This window comes from Paenibacillus cisolokensis (assembly GCF_018403665.1).
Taxonomy (GTDB): Bacteria; Bacillota; Bacilli; order Paenibacillales; family Paenibacillaceae; genus Paenibacillus_AH; species Paenibacillus_AH cisolokensis.
Map to the genome: position 1 here is coordinate 26,218 of NZ_BOVJ01000023.1, position 18,759 is coordinate 44,976.

General features: G+C 58.4%; 13 protein-coding genes and 3 pseudogenes. 1 reads left to right on the forward strand and 15 read right to left on the reverse strand.

The genetic code is table 11. The features are described from left to right. Positions 1–65: 65 nt before the first annotated feature. Entirely contained in the window at positions 66–329 is a 264-nt protein-coding gene (locus tag PACILC2_RS03490) for a hypothetical protein (protein ID WP_213527527.1), read from the reverse strand. A 195-nt stretch (positions 330–524) separates the two neighbouring features. On the opposite strand from PACILC2_RS03490, the gene PACILC2_RS27805 reads away from it, so the two are divergent. After that, on the forward strand, positions 525–656 hold the full coding sequence (locus tag PACILC2_RS27805) for a hypothetical protein (RefSeq protein ID WP_280515265.1): 132 nt from the start codon (positions 525–527) through the stop codon (positions 654–656). Between the two features lie 14 nt (positions 657–670). Here the strand turns inward: PACILC2_RS27805 and PACILC2_RS03495 are convergent. The 14 genes and pseudogenes from PACILC2_RS03495 to PACILC2_RS03560 all read right to left on the reverse strand — a co-directional run bounded on the left by PACILC2_RS03495 (position 671) and on the right by PACILC2_RS03560 (position 18,563). Continuing rightward, positions 671–1,971, reverse strand: a pseudogene (locus PACILC2_RS03495) (pyrimidine-nucleoside phosphorylase). Positions 1,972–1,987: 16 nt separating this feature from the next. Beyond that, entirely contained in the window at positions 1,988–2,695 is a 708-nt protein-coding gene (gene deoD, locus PACILC2_RS03500; RefSeq protein WP_062490691.1) for a purine-nucleoside phosphorylase, read from the reverse strand. Positions 2,696–2,720: 25 nt separating this feature from the next. After that, positions 2,721–3,929: a phosphopentomutase gene (gene deoB, locus PACILC2_RS03505; protein ID WP_213527529.1), complete on the reverse strand. Its 1,209-nt coding sequence runs from the start codon at positions 3,927–3,929 to the stop codon at positions 2,721–2,723. A 132-nt stretch (positions 3,930–4,061) separates the two neighbouring features. Beyond that, positions 4,062–4,454 carry a cytidine deaminase gene (locus PACILC2_RS03510; RefSeq protein WP_213527531.1) on the reverse strand — a complete coding sequence of 131 codons (393 nt, stop codon included), beginning with the start codon at positions 4,452–4,454 and terminating at the stop codon, positions 4,062–4,064. 144 nt (positions 4,455–4,598) lie between these two features. Beyond that, entirely contained in the window at positions 4,599–5,573 is a 975-nt protein-coding gene (locus PACILC2_RS03515; protein ID WP_244863201.1) for a glycoside hydrolase family 113, read from the reverse strand. A gap of 90 nt (positions 5,574–5,663) precedes the next feature. Further along, positions 5,664–6,631 (reverse strand): annotated as a pseudogene (locus tag PACILC2_RS03520) (carbohydrate ABC transporter permease). A 62-nt stretch (positions 6,632–6,693) separates the two neighbouring features. Then, the gene (locus tag PACILC2_RS03525) at positions 6,694–7,593 is read right to left on the reverse strand and encodes a carbohydrate ABC transporter permease (protein WP_062496501.1); all 900 of its coding nucleotides are present in this window, start codon (positions 7,591–7,593) and stop codon (positions 6,694–6,696) included. Continuing rightward, positions 7,593–9,976, reverse strand: a pseudogene (locus PACILC2_RS26280) (DUF5696 domain-containing protein). The gene PACILC2_RS03525 and the pseudogene PACILC2_RS26280 overlap by 1 nt, the downstream one beginning before the upstream one ends. Positions 9,977–10,183: 207 nt before the next feature. Beyond that, positions 10,184–10,804 carry a Yip1 family protein gene (locus PACILC2_RS03535; protein WP_213527533.1) on the reverse strand — a complete coding sequence of 207 codons (621 nt, stop codon included), beginning with the start codon at positions 10,802–10,804 and terminating at the stop codon, positions 10,184–10,186. Next, on the reverse strand, positions 10,785–12,239 hold the full coding sequence (locus tag PACILC2_RS03540) for an NHL repeat-containing protein (RefSeq protein WP_213527535.1): 1,455 nt from the start codon (positions 12,237–12,239) through the stop codon (positions 10,785–10,787). Before PACILC2_RS03540 ends, PACILC2_RS03535 begins: the two co-directional genes overlap by 20 nt. 26 nt (positions 12,240–12,265) lie before the next feature. Beyond that, entirely contained in the window at positions 12,266–13,132 is an 867-nt protein-coding gene (locus tag PACILC2_RS03545) for a carbohydrate ABC transporter permease (protein WP_062490684.1), read from the reverse strand. A gap of 4 nt (positions 13,133–13,136) precedes the next feature. After that, a complete protein-coding gene (locus tag PACILC2_RS03550) occupies positions 13,137–14,105 on the reverse strand; it encodes a carbohydrate ABC transporter permease (RefSeq protein ID WP_213527536.1) in 969 nt (322 codons plus the stop codon). Between the two features lie 14 nt (positions 14,106–14,119). Continuing rightward, positions 14,120–17,038, reverse strand: coding sequence for an extracellular solute-binding protein (locus tag PACILC2_RS03555; RefSeq protein WP_213527538.1), 2,919 nt, complete (start codon positions 17,036–17,038; stop codon positions 14,120–14,122). A 181-nt stretch (positions 17,039–17,219) separates the two neighbouring features. Continuing rightward, positions 17,220–18,563 carry an ABC transporter substrate-binding protein gene (locus PACILC2_RS03560; RefSeq protein WP_244863204.1) on the reverse strand — a complete coding sequence of 448 codons (1,344 nt, stop codon included), beginning with the start codon at positions 18,561–18,563 and terminating at the stop codon, positions 17,220–17,222. Between the last annotated feature and the right edge of the window lie 196 nt (positions 18,564–18,759).

Genomic DNA, 18,759 nt, shown 5'->3' on the forward strand with positions numbered 1-18,759 from the left:
TGCTAAAATTCCGGCAAACGGCTCCGTCATGCCGCAAACCTTGTTCTATTCCGCCGTCCCTTCCCTCAATTTTTCGCTTCCGCCTGAAAAACGCCCGTACATTTCACCAGAAAGTCCGCCAGCATGACCGTCTCCTCCGGACTATATTCGGAGAAAAGCTGGCCCGTCGCGGCCCGGAACGAAGCCATCAGCGGCACGATCTCCGCTTCTCCTTGTCGGCTTACAGAATCGTTTTGCGGCGGTCCTGCGGAACCGGCTCCCGACGGACGAACCCGGATTTTCCAGACGATCGATGACGGTTGTCGCCGCTCCGGAAGACAGCCCCGCAAGCGCGGCCAATTTCCCCGGCGTATATCATATATTATGCTATGGCGCCGAAGCGGCAGAAGCAGAATCCTCATGTCCATATATCTCGAAAATCTAAATATTTAATCCCTAAAATAATTTCATTCCGAAGGAGGCTGTTCGATGCTCCCCTCGCTCGTACTGAATGCCTTCGTGGTGTTCGGGTGGGCCGAGACGCGGTGCTGCACAACTTGCCCATGGAAGGGCTGCATCTTCCGTCCGCTCGAAATGCCGCCATCTATTTGGTCAAAAACGTTACGTTCATCCCGATTTGCCTCGTTTGCGTGCTGCGGCTCATCCGCTGGGTTTGAGGGCGGCGCCGCCCTCATTCCGTCACGATGCCGCGTATGAGCGCCGGCGCCTCGGCCTGGCCGGCAATCCGGATGCTGGCGTACAGCTTGTCCTTCACCTCGTCCACCGCTTCCCGGTTCGCGTGAATCGTCACGAGCGATTCACCCGCACGGACCGGATCGCCGACCTTCTTGTTCAGCACCAGCCCGACAGCCAGATCGATCTGCGACTCCTTCGTCGCCCGGCCGGCGCCGAGCAGCATCGCCGCATGGCCGATGTCGTCGGCGGCCATCGCGGCGACGACGCCGTCTTCCCGCGCCGGCACCTCGATCCGGTAAGCGGCCTGCGGCAGCCTGTCCGGATCGTCGGCGACGGCGGGATCGCCGCCCTGGTTGGCGACGAACGTCTTGAATTTCTCCAGCGCCTTGCCCGCGGCGAGCGCTTCCTTCAGCTTCGCCTCCGCCTCCTCCAGCGATGCCGCCTTGCCCGCCAGATAGACCATCTGGCTGCCGAGCGCCAGGCACAGCTCCACCAGATCTTTCGGCCCCCGCCCCTGCAGCGTCTCGATCGCCTCCCGCACTTCCAATGCATTGCCGATCGCAAAGCCGAGCGGCTGGCTCATATCGGAAATGACGGCCATCGTCTTGCGGCCGAGCTTGTTGCCGATGCCGACCATGGCGCGGGCGAGCGCTTCGGCCTCCGCGGCCGTCTTCATGAACGCGCCCGCGCCGGTCTTCACGTCAAGCACGATGGCGTCGGCGCCGGCGGCGATCTTCTTGCTCATGATCGAGCTGGCGATGAGCGGTATCGATTCGACGGTCGCCGTTACGTCGCGCAGGGCATACAGCATCTTGTCGGCCGGCGTCAAATTGCCGGTCTGGCCGATGACGGCGATGCGATGCCGATTGACCAGCCGGACGAACTCCTCCTTGCCGATATCCGTATGGAAGCCTGAGATCGATTCCAGCTTGTCGATCGTGCCGCCGGTATGGCCAAGCCCGCGGCCGGACATCTTCGCCACCGGAACGCCGAGCGAAGCGACGAGCGGAGCCAGCACCAGCGTCGTCGTATCGCCGACTCCCCCGGTGGAATGCTTGTCGACCTTGACCCCTTCGATCGCCGACAGATCGACCGTCTCCCCGGAATGAACCATCGCCATCGTCAAGTCGGCCCGCTCCCGCTCGCTCATGTCCCGGAAAAAATCGCCATCGCCATGGCGCTCATCTGATAATCGGGAATATCGCCTTTCGTATATCCATCGATCATGAACCGGATTTCGTCCGTCGTCAGCTCCAATCCGTCCCGTTTCTTCGCGATCAAATCCACCATCCGCATCGCCGGATCTCTCCTTTTACAACGAAATCGCCGTTTCCAGCGCCACTTCCATCATGTCGTGAAACGTCGTCTGCCGCTCCTCCGCCGTCGTCTCTTCGCCGGTCAGCAAATGATCGCTGACGGTCAGAATCGTCAGCGCGCTGGCGCCATGCTTCGCGGCGATCGTGTACAGGGCGGTCGTTTCCATCTCGACGCCGAGCACGCCGTACGCCATCAGCTTCTGGACGGCGGTCTTGTCGTCCCGGTAGAACGTATCCGTCGTCAGCACATTCCCGACATGCGGGTTCAGCCCTTTCGCCCTGCAGCGCTCGTAAGCGGCCAGCAGCAGCGGAAAACTGGCGATCGGCGCATAATCGAAGCCTCCGAAAATATGGCGGTTCATACCCGAATCGGTGCAGGCCGCCTGGGCGAGTATAATGTCCCGCACCTTGACATGCTGCTGCATGGCGCCGCATGTGCCGACGCGGATCAGCTGCCGGACCCCGTATTCGGCAATAAGCTCGTGAACGTAGATGCCGATTGACGGAATGCCCATCCCCGTTCCCTGCACGGACACGCGCTTGCCCCGGAATGTCCCCGTATAGCCGTACATTCCGCGCACTTCGTTGTAGCATTGAACATTCTGCAAATACGTTTCGGCGATATGTCTGGCCCGCAGCGGATCTCCCGGCAGCAGAATCGTTTCGGCGATGTCGCCGGGCTTCGCGCCGATGTGTACGCTCATACCGTTCCCTCCCTCTTTCGAATCGTTACCGCAATTCCGCCAAAAAACTGGTCCCGTGCTTCGGCATCGCCACGCCGAAATTGTCGGCCACCGTCGCGCCGACATCGGCGAACGTCTCGCGAATCGGAAGCTGCCGACCGCCGTCCGCAAAACGCGGCGAATAGACGAGCAGCGGCACGCGCTCACGCGTATGGTCCGTTCCTTTGAACGTCGGATCGTTGCCGTGATCGGCCGTGATAATGAGCAGATCGTCGGCGGTCAGCTTGGCGAATACTTCCGGCAGCCGCGCGTCGAATTGCTCCAGCGCTTGCCCGTAGCCTTGCGGATCGCGCCGGTGCCCGTACAGCGCATCGAAGTCGACGAGATTGATGAAGCTGAGCCCGGTGAACGGTTCGTCCAGCGTCCGCGCCAGCTTATCCATCCCGTCCATGTTGGATGCGGTGCGGACCGCCTTCGTAACGCCTTCGCCATCGTAGATGTCGGAAATTTTGCCGAGGGCGATGACGTCGTACCCCGCATCCTTCAGCTCGTTCATGACCGTCCGCCCGAACGGCTTCAGCGCATAGTCGTGACGATTGGCCGTACGCACGAAGTTGCCCGGTTCGCCGACGAACGGGCGGGCGATAATGCGGCCGAGCATGTACGGCTCGTCGAGCGTAATGTCGCGGCAAAACCGGCATATCGCGTAAAGCTCGTCAAGCGGCACGACCTCTTCGTGGGCGGCAATCTGCAGTACCGAATCGGCGGAGGTGTACACGATCAAGGCGCCGGTCTTCAGATGCTCCTCTCCGAGCTCGGCGATAATTTCGGTGCCGCTGGCCGGCTTGTTGCCGATTACTTTGCGGCCGGTTTTCTTCTCGATTCGCTTGATCAGCTCGTCCGGGAATCCGTCCGGGAAGACGCGGAACGGCTTGTCGATGTACAACCCCATAATTTCCCAATGGCCGGTCATCGTATCTTTGCCCCGCGACGCTTCATGCATCTCCGTATAATAAGCGAGCGGACGTTCCGCCTGCGGCACCCCCGGAATCGGCCGGATGTTGGAAAGTCCGAGCTTCGCCATATTCGGCATATGAAGCCCGCCTGTTTCGCGGGCGATGTGGCCGAGCGTATCGGCGCCGACATCGTCGAATTCGGCCGCATCCGGCGCCTCCCCGATGCCGACCGAATCCATGACGATGAGATGTACCCGTTTGAACGTTGCTTGATCTGCTCTGTCTGTCTGATCTGCCATTTTCACGCTTCCTTTCCGTTTGCATTCTCACCCGCCGCACCTGTCGCGCCTATCGCATCTGTCACGCCGTCGCGCCTGTCACGCCCGTCGCGCCTGCCGCACCTGTCGCGCTCGCAGCCGGCCGGCTCTCCGTCACCCACCCATATCCGCCGCGCGGAAAGCGCCAGGAAGCAGCCGTCCGATCGTCCATTCCTCCGCTTCTCCGCGAATATTCGCCAAATAAACGACCGTCTCGCTATCGCAAAATTCGGCCAGCACCTGCCGGCACGCGCCGCACGGCGAGACCGGACCTTCCGTGTCCGCCACGACGGCGACCGCCTCGATCCGGCGCGCCCCTTCGGACACCGCCTTGAAGACGGCCGTCCGTTCCGCGCAGTTGGTCAGTCCGTAAGAGGCATTCTCGACGTTGCAGCCCCGGTACACCTTGCCGTCCGCCATCACCGCCGCGCCGACCTGGAACCCGGAATAGGGGGCGTACGCCCGCTTGCGCGCTTCGATCGCTTCCTGAATGAGCCGTTCCTTCACCCGTCATGGGCCTCCTTCCGCAATCTTCCATATGTTCAACGCGTTGCGCCAATAACCGCTTGCGCTTCCCCATAACTCTCTCCTCGATTTTACCATAAAGGAAAAGACCGGATCATCTTTACGACCCGGTCCTGCATGATTCGCTTATTTGGTCGTATACCACTCCTTCAGCAGTTGTCCCGCTTTCTTGCCGTATACGTCGAACCCTTTGTTCTGCTTCGCCGCTTCGATGCCGTACAGCTTGACGCTCCAATCCCACCAGAAGAAGCCGCCGAACCACGGTTCATGCCAGAATACTTTCAAGGCGGAGCTGTAAAAGTTCGCTTGCTCCTCTTCGCTGACAGGCAGTTCCGTATGCCGGAAATCCCAGGGCATCGTGGCGCAGCCCGCGGCGCTTCTGCATCCGATCTCCATAAAGAGGACCGGCTTGCCGTATTTCCGATGCAGCCGTTCCAGCTTCTCGCGGACGGGAAGCCAGCGGGCGATCATATTCTCTTCGGTATCGCCCGGTACGGCGCCGACCGGGTAATAAGCGCTCGTGCCGATATAATCCACCTGGTCGAACCACTCGACCCCTTCTTCGGTGCCGTGATTCGCGTTGTATACGATCGGCCCCGCATACGTCCCGCGTACGCGGGCGATCGTCTTCGTCCAGCGCGTCGTCTGCGATTCCGTCCTGACCATCTCGCAGCCGACACAGAACATCTCGCACCCGAGTTCCTCTGCAAGTTCCGCGTAATGGACAAGGAAGTTCGTATAGGATTCGAACCAGCGGTCCCAGTACGGATACTTCGGGCTCTCTTCCTCGGGAAACCCGATATGCGCCCGCCAAATGCCGTCGCGCGAGTTGACGACCGGCTTCAGACATACCTTGAGCCCGAGCCGCTTCGCCTCCCGGATCGCAAATTCCAGATCGCGGTCCGTCACCGTATAGCCGTAATCGAAAGGAATACTGGTGGAATGCACGTGATCCTGCAACGTATCGAACGACAATGCTACCCACTCGCAGCCGTTCTCCTTCAATTTCGTTAACGAATCGACGGCTTGCGGCGTCCGGTAGTCGCCCCGCCGGGAGTTCCAGCCCCACGTCATGCCTTTCATCAATATGCGATCTGCCATTGCGGCCTCCCTTATGGTCTCGTTCCGTATATTCCGTATATAGAAAGTTCCGGCGGTTCTCCCTTCCGTCGGGCGGTTCCGATCGGACGGTCAGCCTACGACGCCCGTGCGCTCCACGCTTTCGACAAAATAACGCTGCACGAACAAGTACATCGCGATGAGCGGCGCGATCGCCAGCAATATGCCCGTATCGACGATCATCGCCACGTGATTCGGGTCCGCCTTCACATCCGCGTTCGTGCCGATCCCAAGCAAGGCAGGCAGGTATTGGTTCGCGTCGGCCGGCAAAGAAGCGATCTTGACCGACATGAGCGCGCTTTCGCTCATGAAAAGAGAAGCGTAGAACGTATCGTTGTATTGCCATACGAAAGCGAACAACATCACGGTCATCAGCGCCGGAACCGCGTTTGGCAGCATGATCCGGAAAACGCCGAATAGCCCCCCGCGCCGTCGATGACCGCCGCTTCCTCGATCTCCTTCGGAAGACCGCGGAAGAACTGGCGGAAAATATAGATGTACAAGCCGGATTTCAGCCCGTTGGCCGTCGCCGACGTAATCATGGAAGGCCAGTACGTATTCAGCAAATTGACGCCGTCGCGACCGGTAAACAGCTTGATCAGCCCCATAAAATCCAGATTGCGAAAATGCAGATACATCGGCACCATCAGCGTGCTCATCGGGATCAGAATCGTCAGCACGACGCATGTGAACAGAATGTTGCTGCCCGGAAACGAAAATCTGGCGAATCCGTAGCCGGCAAGCGCGCAGGAGGCGGCCTGCAGCAGCGTCATCACGGCGGCGAACAGAAGCGTATTGCCGAGCATCGGCCAATAGTCCAGCACCTTCATCGCCAGCTTGACGTTATCCAGCGTAAAATGAATCGGCACCATATAAATCGTAGGGTTATAAATATCGACGGGATCTTTGAACGCCATCGAAATCCGGCTGAATAGCGGATAAAGAATGACGAACGAAATGCCGATGACGAGAACGTAGAGCGACAGCATCCACAGCCATTCGAGCGACTTGTTCTTCGTCCGCTGCAACCGGTACACCATCGCTTCGTTCCGCGCGATTTTCGCCGTATTTTCCATATGCCCATCCCTCCTCCCGCTCGGCCTCAGTTATAATAAAACACTTTCCGCGAAATCAGCACGCCGATGACGACGAGAATGACGGCGACGACGAGCGTGTACAGCCACGACATCGCCGCGCTGAGCCCGAAATTTTGCGACCGGAACGCCGTCTCGTAGATCTTTTGCGTAACCGGACTGTCCGCGAACGAGTCGATGATCGTATAGATGACATTGGTCAGGATGAGCGGACTCACCATCGGAAACGTAATTTTCCAAAACGCCTCGTAAGCGGTCGCGCCCTCCATCTTGGCCACTTCGTACATCGCCGGCGGAACCGACTGAAGCGCCGCCAGGAAGATCAGAATCTGCACGCCGGAGCTGCGGATGATTTCATAAATGCGCATAACGGCATCCACGAGATACTGGATGAACCATTCCGGCATGCCGGCGCTGTCGAGCAGCAAGATAAAAGAAAGCGTGTCGAATCCGCTTTGCGTCTCGCCGAGTTCCTTGGCCACTTCCGAGCTGCCGGTCAAGCTGATCAGACCGGATGTCTCCGCGGCCGAGATGGCGCCGGAAGCCAGAATGACCGGGAGGAAGAAGACGGCCCGGGCTAACGCCCTTCCCTTGAATTTCTGATTCAGCATCGCCGCCGAGAACAGGCTGAAGAACAGGATGAGCGGGACGTTCCAGGCCATATCCGTCACCGATTCGGTCAGAATCCGGTTAAAATTCGCGTCGACAAACAGCGCTTCTTTAAAGTTCCGAAAACCCGCAAACTGCAATTCGTATCCGCCGGGCGCGACTTTCAGTTCGTTGAAGCTGAAGCTGATCGACTGGATCAGCGGCACCGCGAACAAGAAGACGAATCCGATCAGCCACGGCAGGATAAAGGAAAAGCCGAGCAACGCCCTCTTTTGCGTTAACGTCCATCTTCTCAGCATCATGGGCTCCCACCTCCCACCTCGAAGTCTCGGGGACCGACTCGCGTTCCGCCGACGGTAACCGCTTTGTCCGTATAATTGACGATGACGGAAGCGCCGTTCTCGTATTTCGTCTCCACGACGCCTTCCGCGTGGCGGATATGCGCCGACATTTTTACGGTGCGCAAGCCGGACAGCGCTTCGTTCACTTCCCGGTACATCTCCACCGCCCGGTCGTACCAGGATGCGTACTGGATGGAGAACATCGTGTCGTATGGCGTAAATTTCAGTTTCGACGACGGCTCTTCCGACCACAGGAAATGCGGCGCCGCGCCAAGCTCGACGGCGCGGAGCAGGTGCGTGCGCACATCCTGCTCGTCATCGAGATTGACCGGCTGTCCGGCATAATCGGCGTAGCCGTGAACGACCATCTGATAGAACGGCACCGCTTCGTCCGTAATGTTGAACAGGCTGGTGGAAGTCGGCACGTTCACAAGCTGATCGGCGTAAGCAAGCGCGTACGCGTTGCCGCCGGCGATCAGAAGGTCCGGGTAATGGTCCCGGATCTTGCCCAGCTGTTCCGTGACGACGTTCTTTGCGGTTTCACGGAAGATGACGCGGTTCACGCGGTAATCGGAATGCAGAAGATCGCCGAGATCGCGGAGCGCGACGGCGTCGTTGCCGACCGTTGCATACTCCCGGAGAAAGCGGTCGACATAATAAGGCAGCTTCGCCGGCGACAGCAGGTAATAGGAACCCAGTTCGCGGTCCATGTAATTCAGCGACCGGTTGAACGGCGCGCGAAGCGCCTCTTCGCGGGTTACAAAACGCGCGGCGTCGGAAGCCGGCGTGAAACGGCCTTCATCCTGATACACGCGCTGGAACGCGACATCCGGGTACAGCTTGCCGCCCATCGCCGCCAGCTTGCCGGCCAGCGATTCGAGGTCCGCCTTGCCGCCCAATATGCTGTCGACCTTCACCTTGTCCGGCGTCTCGTGATTCAAGCCTTCATTGAACCAGCCGAGATAGCGCATCCGAATATTGGCGACGCCGTCCGCCTGCAGCCGGTCGGCGATGGCGCCGGCCGCATCGAACGAAGTCATCGCAATCATGCCCTTGTACGGGACGCCGAGGAACGTCTTCCGCTTGTCGACGGCTCCCAGCACGCTCAGGAAAAACGGCATATCGCCCTGCGCCGACAGCGGCTTCAGCACGCCCCGCCGCTCCAGTAATCCCCGGTAATGCTTCGCCATACCGGAATAATCCGCGTCTTCGCCGGACAGGAAGCTGTAGCGCACCTTGATGTCGCCTTCGTAGCGCGCTTCGGTGAGCAGTTGTATCTCCTCGATGCTGGTGCCTTTATACAATTCGTATTCGTCCTCGCCGCGAATCGCGAAGCCGGCGTAGACATGGTTGTAGGAGTTGTTGCGGCCGCTGATGTCGGCGTTGACGCTCGCGATGCCGTCGCCTTCTTCGATGACCGCGTACCACGCCTCGTCTCCCGATTTCAATCCGAATACCGGCAGTCTGGCGCTTTCGGTAATTTGACCGCGGCGGCCGCTGTTGTCGTTCTCGTCCTCGCCGTACAGCCGTTGGGCGTACACCTCCTGGTTCGTCTTGCCGTTGTTCAGATGAATCAGGCTGCCGGTACCGTCCGGAACGAGCATGTAGCCCTTCTCTTCCGTGCCGGCCGCGCCGAAAATCCGAGCAGCTCCAGCATGCGAATCCGGTATCCGTCGCTTTCCCGCACCTGGCCGACCGGAACGGATACGAGCAGCGAATCGCCGTCCAGACGGATTTCCAGAGGAATGGTGAAGTTCGGCCGATCCGCGGCAGCGTCGCCTGCAATGCCGTTCTCTTCGTTGTCGTACGCGAGATCGTCCTCCGTATAACCGGCTTCCTGAAACGCTTCGATCATCCGCTTCAGCACAAGCTCTCTGGAGACCGCCTGATCCAGCCGCTCCAGAACGTCCGGATTCGATTCGAGCGGATAATACCGGTTGCTTACATATTGCGCCTTCGCCTCATCCAGCCGGCTGAGCACCTTCTCCTCCATCCGCTTCTTGCTGATCAGCCGCGGCAAAGCGTCGATGCCGAGCGACATGTCGCCGAGCGTGTACGTGATGCGGATTCCGTTCTCGATAGATTCCGCCTGAAACTGGCCGCGGCTGATGCTCTGCGAGAAATTCGCGAACGTGCCGATCCGCCCCATCCCGTCCCGGAACGTGACGGAAAGCTGGGACGCCAGCACTTCCTTCTCGAAAGGCGACGCCTTGCCGTCTTCGTCCCGGTCAGCGGGGTTGCTTCGCCATACTTTGCCGCTTCGTCTGTTCAATACGGCGAACTCCGTCGTCTCCGGGTGGAAGTACAGCTCGAGCGCATCGGTTCGCGCCGCAAGCTTCATCCCCGGAACGGCATCGGCGCTGCCGCTCAGAAACGAAAGCTCCGTCGTCCGAACGGGCTCCAAAGTTCCATGGACGTATGAATCCGGCTGAATGGCAGGCACGCCTCGATTCGCCGCGTATATCGACAGAGCCGAGACGCAGACGACCAGACTGCAGGCCAGCGCCGCATACCATTTGGTCCGTTTTCGCAATGGGGGCGGCCTCCTTTACATCCGGAATATCAGTTCGCGGTAGATGTTGGCGATGAAATAGTAAATTTGCATCGTCATGCTGAACGCAAGCGACGCCAGAAATACGACGATGCCCATGGCCACGACGGTCAGTCCGAGCGTAATCAAGGTGCGGGCCGGGGTATACTGATGCACCGTCATAATGCCGACGAACAGCAGGAAGCAGAACCAGATCGCCGCGAAGCTGTTGATCAAATAATAGAAAGGCGTCTCTTCCATGGTCATGAACCGGCTGACGAAGGTGAGCGGCAGGTTGACGATTACGATCGGCAGTAGCGCATATCCGGTCGCCATGATGATTTCCCCGAACTTCCCCTCCCCTTCCATGAGCGTCGTAATCGACCAGTTCGCGATGCAGAAGAGAAAGAACGGAAGAACGGTAAATTGCATATCGTCCAGGCTGTTCAAGTAACGCGGATCGTTGAAGTTCACGAGAAACCCCGAGAATTGGCGCTGCACAATGACGCTCAATACGAGCAAAGACAGAATGATCATCGCAATTCCGACTTTACCTTTGCCCTCGTACTTCATGTCCCAGAATCCGTCGAACGGATGCAGGATGACATGAAACGGAAATTTATAATGTTCCAACTTCACGATTCACCGTCCTCCTCATTCTCCATCTCTTGACGAATCGGAACGAGAAGAGCGCAACCGCAAGCACCGTCAGCAAGGTCATCATCGTGCCGAAATGCTCTTGCATCACTTCCCTCCGGTATCGTTTGTACGCCACCGAATAATATTTGCGCTGCATGCCGAGCTTGAAGTACTCCATCGCTTCTTTGTTTTTCTTCTCCATGAGCAGCGATTTGCCGATGCCCAGATACGCGATGTCATAGTTGGAATTCAGGCGAAGAACCTCTTTCCAGAGCTCGACCGCTTCGGCGTCACGGCCGTTGTAATGAAGCGTTGTCGCCTGGTGGACGGCGCTTCCGAACAAGGTCGGCCGGAACACGATGATGTTGTTCTTGCCGCGGTCCAATACGGCGAGCTTGCTGCCGATGCGCTCCACCGCGACCGGCGTATTGAACAGGCCGAGCTGCGTCCCTTTGCCGCCGAAGGCGTAAAGGAGCTCGCCCTCGTCGTTGTACGTAAACAGACGGCCGCGGAACGAATCCAGCACCGTATACATGCCGCCGCCGATCACCTTGATGTCGGTCAGCCGGGAGGGGCCCGCGTTATTGCCGAAGCTCCGGAACCGGATGTCCCCCATGTTCGGGTAATAGCCGAACCGTTTGATGACATCCTGGCCCGAAGGATTGAGACGTTTGATCGTCGCGGTCGAATTCACATCGATGTTCGTGGCGTACACGAACCCTTTGTGATCGATATCGACGCTCGCGAACTCGGTCGGAATGTACAGCTGCATCCGCTTGCGCTGCTCGTCCGTCGCCAGTCGCAGCCATAACCTGTCCGCGAAGCTCTGGGTTACATGAATCGTGCCGACGTAGCCGATAAAGCCGCCTTTGTCGTCGAATTGCATCAAACCCTCGAACACGCCGCGTGCGACGGCGAAAATCCGGTTCGCTCTGTCGACGGTGATCTTGACAGGTGCGAATTTGAAACCGGACGGGAGAATATCGGATTGGGGATCGGACACGATTCTGATCAGCTCCCCCTCGTTCGTCAACACGACGATGCGGCCGTTATCGGTATCTGCGACGTAGATTTCCTTGCTTTCGGTCACGAAGAGGCCGCCCGGATTGTTGAACGTATCCTCCCGGCCGGCGTTGTCGAACGCCGAGATGACCCGGATCACGTTCCACTCGTCGTCCGTGACGATAATGCGCTTGTTGCCGCTGTCCAGAACATAGACATAGCCGTCTTCTGTCACGAACATATCGTTCGGAGACTTGAAATCCCCCGTTCCCAGATCGAGGCCCGAAACGGACCGCTCCGGCAGAAACGGGGCCGGCAGCGGGACGGCATCCCGGTAATAGTTGTAGGTATACGCCTCGTAAGGCGCCGCCGCGAATACTGCCGGAACAGCCGTCGCCGCGGCAAGGGACAGGCCCGCCAGCATGAGAAGCATTTTTTCATCTCACGGTCGCCCCCCCCTTAATCTTTCAGGCCGGATGTGGCCATCGTTTCGATGATGCGGCTTTGCGAGAAGACGAACAGCGTAATCGGCACGCTCATCAGAATAAGCGCCACTGCGGCGCCGACGCCCGCCCGGGCGATCCCGCCCTGAATGATCTGGCTCGAGGCGTAGTGAAGCGTCTTCAACTGCTCGCTGTAAATGAAGCCGTTGCCGTCCGTACCCCATAACAGCTGAAACAACAGAATGATCAGCGTCATCCACGCCGGCTTGACATTCGGCATGATGATTTGCCAGAAAATCCGGTACTCGGAGGCGCCGTCGATTTTCGCCGCTTCGATGAGCGCATCGGGAATTTGCTCCATAAACTGCTTCATCAGATAAAGTCCCAGCGGAAAAGCGAACGCCGGTACGATAACCGCCCAATACGTATCGATAAAACCGATCCACGACATGATCATGTAGTTCGGGATCGCGGTCACTTGCGGTGTGAACATGAGCGACAGGACGACCGTCGTGAACAGGAGCGTCTTGCCCGGGAAGTTGAACTTCGCCAGCGGGTACGCCGCCGCCGAAGCGAGAATAACGTGCCCCGCAACGCCCATGCCGGTAATGAATACGGTATTGAAAATGTAGCGCGAGAACGGTACCCAGGAGTTGCCGAGCAGCGCAATCAAGTCCACGAAGTTGGACATCGTCGGATTGCGGACGAACAGCGTCGGCGGGAACAAAAAGATTTCATCCAGCGGCTTGAACGCGGCGTTGATCGCATACACGAGCGGCAGCGCCATGAAGGCGCCGGCGACCGCCAGAAACGCAAACAGCATGAAGCTGCCCGCAAAGGAGCGGTTGACGCGTTTCTTCCGCAGTTGGATAGTGAAATTCATGCGCTCATTCCCCCACCCTCCGGAGAAGTCGTTGGACGATCAGGTTCGTGCCGACCATCAGCATGAACAGCACCGTCGCGATCGCCGAGGCGAAACCCATCTCGAAACGGATCGTGCCGAAGTCCATCAGATGTGTGACGATCGTCTCGGCCGCATAGTTGACGCTCGGGAAACCGGCCAGGTAAATCGAGACGTCGGCCACCGCGAACGAGCTCGTCAGCTGAATGACCGCGCCGAACATGAGCTGCGGTTTCATCGACGGCAGCGTAATGAACCACAATTCCTGCCACCGGTTCTTGACGCCGTCTACGGCGCCGGCCTCGTACAACGTCTTGTTTACGGTCTGCAGCCCGGCGATAAAGGCCAGGAAGCCGGTGCCGAGACTGAGCCACAGCTGCACAAGAATGATAATGGCCAAAATGTAGGCTTCCGTCTTCAACCATTGAATCGGCTCGAGAATGATTCCCCAGTTGATCAGCAATCCGTTCGCGATGCCGTACCGATCGCCGGAGAAAATCATCAGCCAGATGAAATAGACGTTGCCGGAGATCGAGGGCGCATAGAACACCAGCGTCATGAAGGCGCGAAGCTTCGGACGCAAGTCGTTGATGATCCAGGCGAAGATGAAGCAGGCCAAATAGCTGAGCGGCCCCGTAATCGCCGCGAACAGCAAGGTGTTCTTGACTGCGATGAGGAAAATGTCGTCTTCCAGAAACAGCTTGGAATAGTTCTGCCACCCGATAAATTTCGGAAATTCCAGCATATTGAAATACGTGAAGCTGATGACGATGGACATGATGACGGGCAATACCGTAAACATCCCGAAGAGCAGCATATAAGGCGCCATAAGAATGTAGGCATGCTTGTGCGCTTTGATAGCCTGCCGCTTGACGGACCACCAGGACTCAGGCCGGATCGAGGGTCTCCCGGTCGGGACGTCCGGATACGGTTCCTGCAAAGTGACGTCGGACATACGATTCCCTCCCCTTATTCAGGCAGACCGAACTCTTTGCGTTTCGAGCGGATTTCTTCCTGGATGTACTGCACATAGTCGACAATCGCTTCCCGCGGCTCGGTCTTGGCGTTGACGACGACCTGGTAGAAGGCGTTCAACAGATGACGGCCGGTGAAGTAGCCGCCAGGCACCTCCGGAATCCCGCGCACCCACTCGAACTGCGCCTTCAGATTTTCGTAATCGGCCACCGGCCACGGCAGACGGTCCAGCGCTTTCCTGTTTGCGGTCGGGTAACGCGCCGCGGCGCCCATCAAGCTTTCCATCTCCCGGCCGAACTTCGTTTGCGTCTCTTCGCTGGTCCACCATTTCATAAACTGCCATCCCGCTTCCTTGTCCCTGGCTTTCTGCAGCATAATCGTACCGCTGCCGCCGCTCGGCACGTCGCGCCGGATGCTGCCGTCCGGCTGCTTCGTGCCCGGCACCGGAACGAAGCCCCACAGACCGCGAATTTCGGGTGCGAATACGGACAGCTGGTTGTACGTCGTGTAATCGGCAATGCCGATGGGCATCTGGCCGGTGCGGAAGCGGTTCGGGAAGTCGAATTCCCGCTCCAGCTTGTAATCCGTATAAAACTCCGTCCACATCTTGAACGTCTCGATAGCGATTCGCGAGTCCAGGTCGGATTCCTTGCCGTCATTGCGGTAGAACTGTCCGCCGTTCTGCATCAGCAGCATGGCGTAGGCGGAATTGGGCGGAATGTTCTCCCCGGGATACGACGGCTGAAGAACGAGCGGCAGCCCGAATTCCATATGGTTCTTGTTCAGCACGGCCAAAAGGTTGGCCACATCGTCCCACGTTTCCGGAATCGCCAACCCGAGCTCGTCAAGCACATCCTTGCGGTAAAACAGCATGTTGAACGTCTGCGTTTCGGGCAACGCGTAGACGCCGTTCTGGTACGTATACGGCACCAGCGCGCTCGGCCGGAACCGGCCGGCCACTTCCTCGAAGTCGGCGAATTGGGTCAGATCCGCCACCGCATTCCGCATGGCGTAATTGACCGGGATGTCGTTGCCGATCTGCATCGCGATGTCCGGTCCCTGGCCCGCCAGCGTCGCGGGCAGCAGCGTTTGCATCTGCACCAGCTTCAAATTGACGTTGATTCCCGTTTCCGGGGTGAACGTTTCGTCGATCATCGCTTTCAGCGTGTTCGCCTGATCCCGTCCGCTGCCGATCCAGACCGTGATCGACCGTCCCCCGTCCCCTTCGGGCGTGTTGCCGATCTGGTTGTAATCGATCAGGAAGGAGTGGACGAACGTGGCCATTTCGTGCCTCAGTTCGGCGAAGAAGCCCGTACGGCCTTTCGGCAGCTTCTGACCGGGAGACGCGACGTAAATCGCGTCGATTTCCAGCGGCATCTCCCGCGCCTTGAGCAGCCACGTGCCCAGTCCGCCGGTGTTCGTCTTGAAGGCGGACAGTCGTCTCGGAATCGTATGCGGCTCCTCGATCATTTCGTCCAGCTGCTCGGCCATCGTCTTCAGGAGCGCTTCCGAATCGCCGCTGCTTCCCGCCAATCTGCGCAGCTCCTTGCCCACGGTTTTCAACCGCTCGCTTTCGGCCGCGAACGTGTCCAGCAGATCCGGTATCTGGACTTCCACGCGGTAATCGCGAAGCTGATCCGGCGCGGCGCCGGTAATCATCAAAATTTTGCGGTACATCGCGTTCAGGTTGAACAGACTTTCTTCGACTTCCCGGATCAGCGGCGCGAACTCGCCGAGGCTGACTTCCAGCCGCAGCGTGCGCTTGCCCTTCTCGAGCTTGAACAGATAGGGTTCCTTGCCGCCCATCACGTCCAGACGGTAACCGCTCTTGAATTTGAACGGCACGCGCTCCATCTCCTTGAACGGCACCTTGCCGTCGATCGTCAGCCGGCGCGTGGAAAACGTGCCCCGCACGAAGTTTTGCTGTACGTTGAAGCCGATCTTGTACAGTCCGGTTTCCGGCACGTCGATCTCCCATTCGATCCACTGCCCCGGAATGCGCCAGTTGTACCCGCCGATCGTATTCACTCTCGTCATCGACGGGCTGTAAGGCTCGACGGCCGGACTGCTCCGCTCGGTCTGCGGATACAAGGTCGGCGACGATTTGGCCGACGCGTCCTCGGCCTGAACCGTAATCAGCGTACCTTCGGTTTCCTTCCAGCCTTCCGCTTGATAGCGCTTGGCCATTTCCGCGTACGGAACGGGCGCTTCGTATTGGAACAGCTTGAGCTCGCGAATCGCCATCGGCTCCCGTTGCGAGACGAGCGCGATCTTGTGGCTGCCCGCCGAGAAGTAAAACTGAAACGGCTCCTCGTAATAACCTTCGTAATCTTTGAACATCGCCTCGCGCCACTCGGGCTTCTCGACTTGCTGCGGGCGAAGGTCGTTGCCGCGGTTGTCTTGCTTGACCACGTCCGATTCGTTATCCCACACGCGGTCGAATTGCAGGTAAGCCGCCTCCTCGAACGGGATTTCGCCGTCGATGAGCAGCGAGCGCTCGATGCTAGAGCTCTTCCCTTCGATCGGATAGTACAGGATCGACATATGGTACAGTCCGGCTTCCGGAACATCGACGGTCCACTCGACGCTGCCCTGCTCGCCTGTCTTCAAAGAAATGCCGTCCATCCCTTCGAAGCCGTCCAACGGTTCGAAGACGTCGCCTTCGATACGGGTATAATCGGAGGCTCGCACCACGATTTCCCGGTTGGGCAGGGCGGCGCTTTCGTATAATGACAAATAATCGGAGTAGTTTTGGCGGTTATGCATGGTCCGGAACAGCCGGTCGCCCTCGAAATCCGCTGCGGTTTCCTCGCCAGAAGCGCCCGAATCGCTTTTGGCCGACACCAGAAAGGCGGTTCCCAGCAGACCGAACGCGAGCAGGACGCTCATGGCCGCCATCGCCGCTTTTCTCATTCGTGCTCCCCTTCTCAATGTCTCCCCCCTATGCGTTGGTACCGCCAAACAAAACACATTCCGCATATCGCTGGTTTTTTGTTATGTAGTTTTGGATAACAAAAAGGGGCGCTGATAGGCGCAGACACCCCTTATTCCCGTTACACCCGTTCATTTCCGCTATTCGTTGCCCGCAACCGGCTTATTGGCGGATTTTGTCCAATGCCGCCTGCGCTTCCGCCTTGTATTTTTCCACCGTTGCGGTTACGGATTGGTTGTTCACGATAATATCGTCCATAATCTTGAAGAACGGATAGTCCGGAATCCCTTCTTCGACAAATGTAATGCCCGTACCGTTAATATGCTCCAGCGCCATTTGGATGTCGGCCTCGGTCTTGTAGCGGGACTCCAGCCAATCCTGGCCCAAATATTCTTCGGTCGGCGGCACATCGCGCATCGCTTCGAAGATCTGGTATACGGCTTGCGGATCTTTTACGCCTTTCGGAATAAACCAGCCGTTGATCGCCGTGTTCGCATATGTAAATTCCGGATTGCCCTGCGGTCCGGCCGGGATCGGCACGACGCCGACCTCGAAGGTGAGATCGCCGATGTTCCAGTCGTATTGAACGGACATGGCTACGTCGCCGTCTTTGAACGTGTTCGTTTCGTTCCAGTCCATTTTGTTGCCCGATTTCACCTTGACGACATTTTCCACGTTAAAGATGCGGCTCACGAATTCGAGCGCCTCGATCATCCTCGGGTCGGCGGACGTATCCTCCATCGTGGAAGCGTCGACGAACGCCACGCCGTTCGCCGCGGCAAAATGGCGGGCCATGTCCGCCGCCCAGCCGGCGTAACCGTAAACGTCGATCTTGCCGTCATTGTCCGTGTCGCGCGTCGCTTCCTTGGCAATTTCCAGGAACTTCTCCCAAGTCCATTCGCCGTTGTTGTAAAGCTCCTGGAGATCCGGAAGGCCCAGCTTCCTGAACAATTCGCGGTTATAATGCATGCCGACGACCGATACGCCCGGCGAATTGAAGGAATATTCGCCGCCGGCAAGCGGAGGCAGCTTGATGACAAGCTTCTGCTCGTTGTTGATGTCGCTTGACTCCGTCGTGAATTCGCTCAGCGGAAGCACCTGGCCTTGTATTGCCGGGACGATCGCGCGCTTGTATTCCATGATGAGCACGTCGGCAAAAGGCTCGCCGGCAAGGACGGTCGTCGTGAATTTGTCCATGTATTCTCCAAACGGGATGTTCAGAAACTCGAACTTGAAGTTGTATTTCTGCTCAAGCTCGGCCATCTTTTCCAGGCTCGCCTTCTCGCCTGCCGTCTCCCCCTTCGGCTTAGCGTCCCACCAGGCCGCGATGCGGATCGTGCGGCCGCCAAGATCGAGTGCGGCCGGCAGCTCCTCTGCCTCATCCTCCTCCCCGGGCGCCGCGTCCGTGCCTGCTTGATCGGCCGGCGGCGTCTTGCCGGTCTCGCCGCCATTGCCGCCGCCGGAGCCGCTGTTGCAAGCCGTCACAACAAACATCAATACGAGCAAACGGTTGAAAGCACTTTCATTTTTTCATGGCCAGGCCTCCCTTTTTTTCATTGTACCGATTTAGGGCGTACCGATTCAGGGCTTTCCGTTCATCGCAATCACTCTTTGCCGGCCGATTCCCCTGGACAGAAACCGTTTTCACACCTCTGCAAAAAGAGTCTATCACCGCCGTTTTTCAGTTTTTCAAAACAATCGC

Excerpts from the sequence above, each read along its gene's own strand:
- deoD (WP_062490691.1), bottom strand. The coding sequence starts at position 2,695 with ATGAGCGTACACATCGGCGCGAAGCCCGGCGACATCGCCGAAACGATT.
- deoB (WP_213527529.1), bottom strand. The coding sequence starts at position 3,929 with ATGGCAGATCAGACAGACAGAGCAGATCAAGCAACGTTCAAACGGGTA.
- PACILC2_RS03515 (WP_244863201.1), bottom strand. The coding sequence starts at position 5,573 with ATGGCAGATCGCATATTGATGAAAGGCATGACGTGGGGCTGGAACTCC.
- PACILC2_RS03525 (WP_062496501.1), bottom strand. The coding sequence starts at position 7,593 with ATGCTGAGAAGATGGACGTTAACGCAAAAGAGGGCGTTGCTCGGCTTT.
- PACILC2_RS03540 (WP_213527535.1), bottom strand. The coding sequence starts at position 12,239 with ATGCTTCTCATGCTGGCGGGCCTGTCCCTTGCCGCGGCGACGGCTGTT.
- PACILC2_RS03545 (WP_062490684.1), bottom strand. The coding sequence starts at position 13,132 with ATGAATTTCACTATCCAACTGCGGAAGAAACGCGTCAACCGCTCCTTT.
- PACILC2_RS03550 (WP_213527536.1), bottom strand. The coding sequence starts at position 14,105 with ATGTCCGACGTCACTTTGCAGGAACCGTATCCGGACGTCCCGACCGGG.
- PACILC2_RS03555 (WP_213527538.1), bottom strand. The coding sequence starts at position 17,038 with ATGAGAAAAGCGGCGATGGCGGCCATGAGCGTCCTGCTCGCGTTCGGT.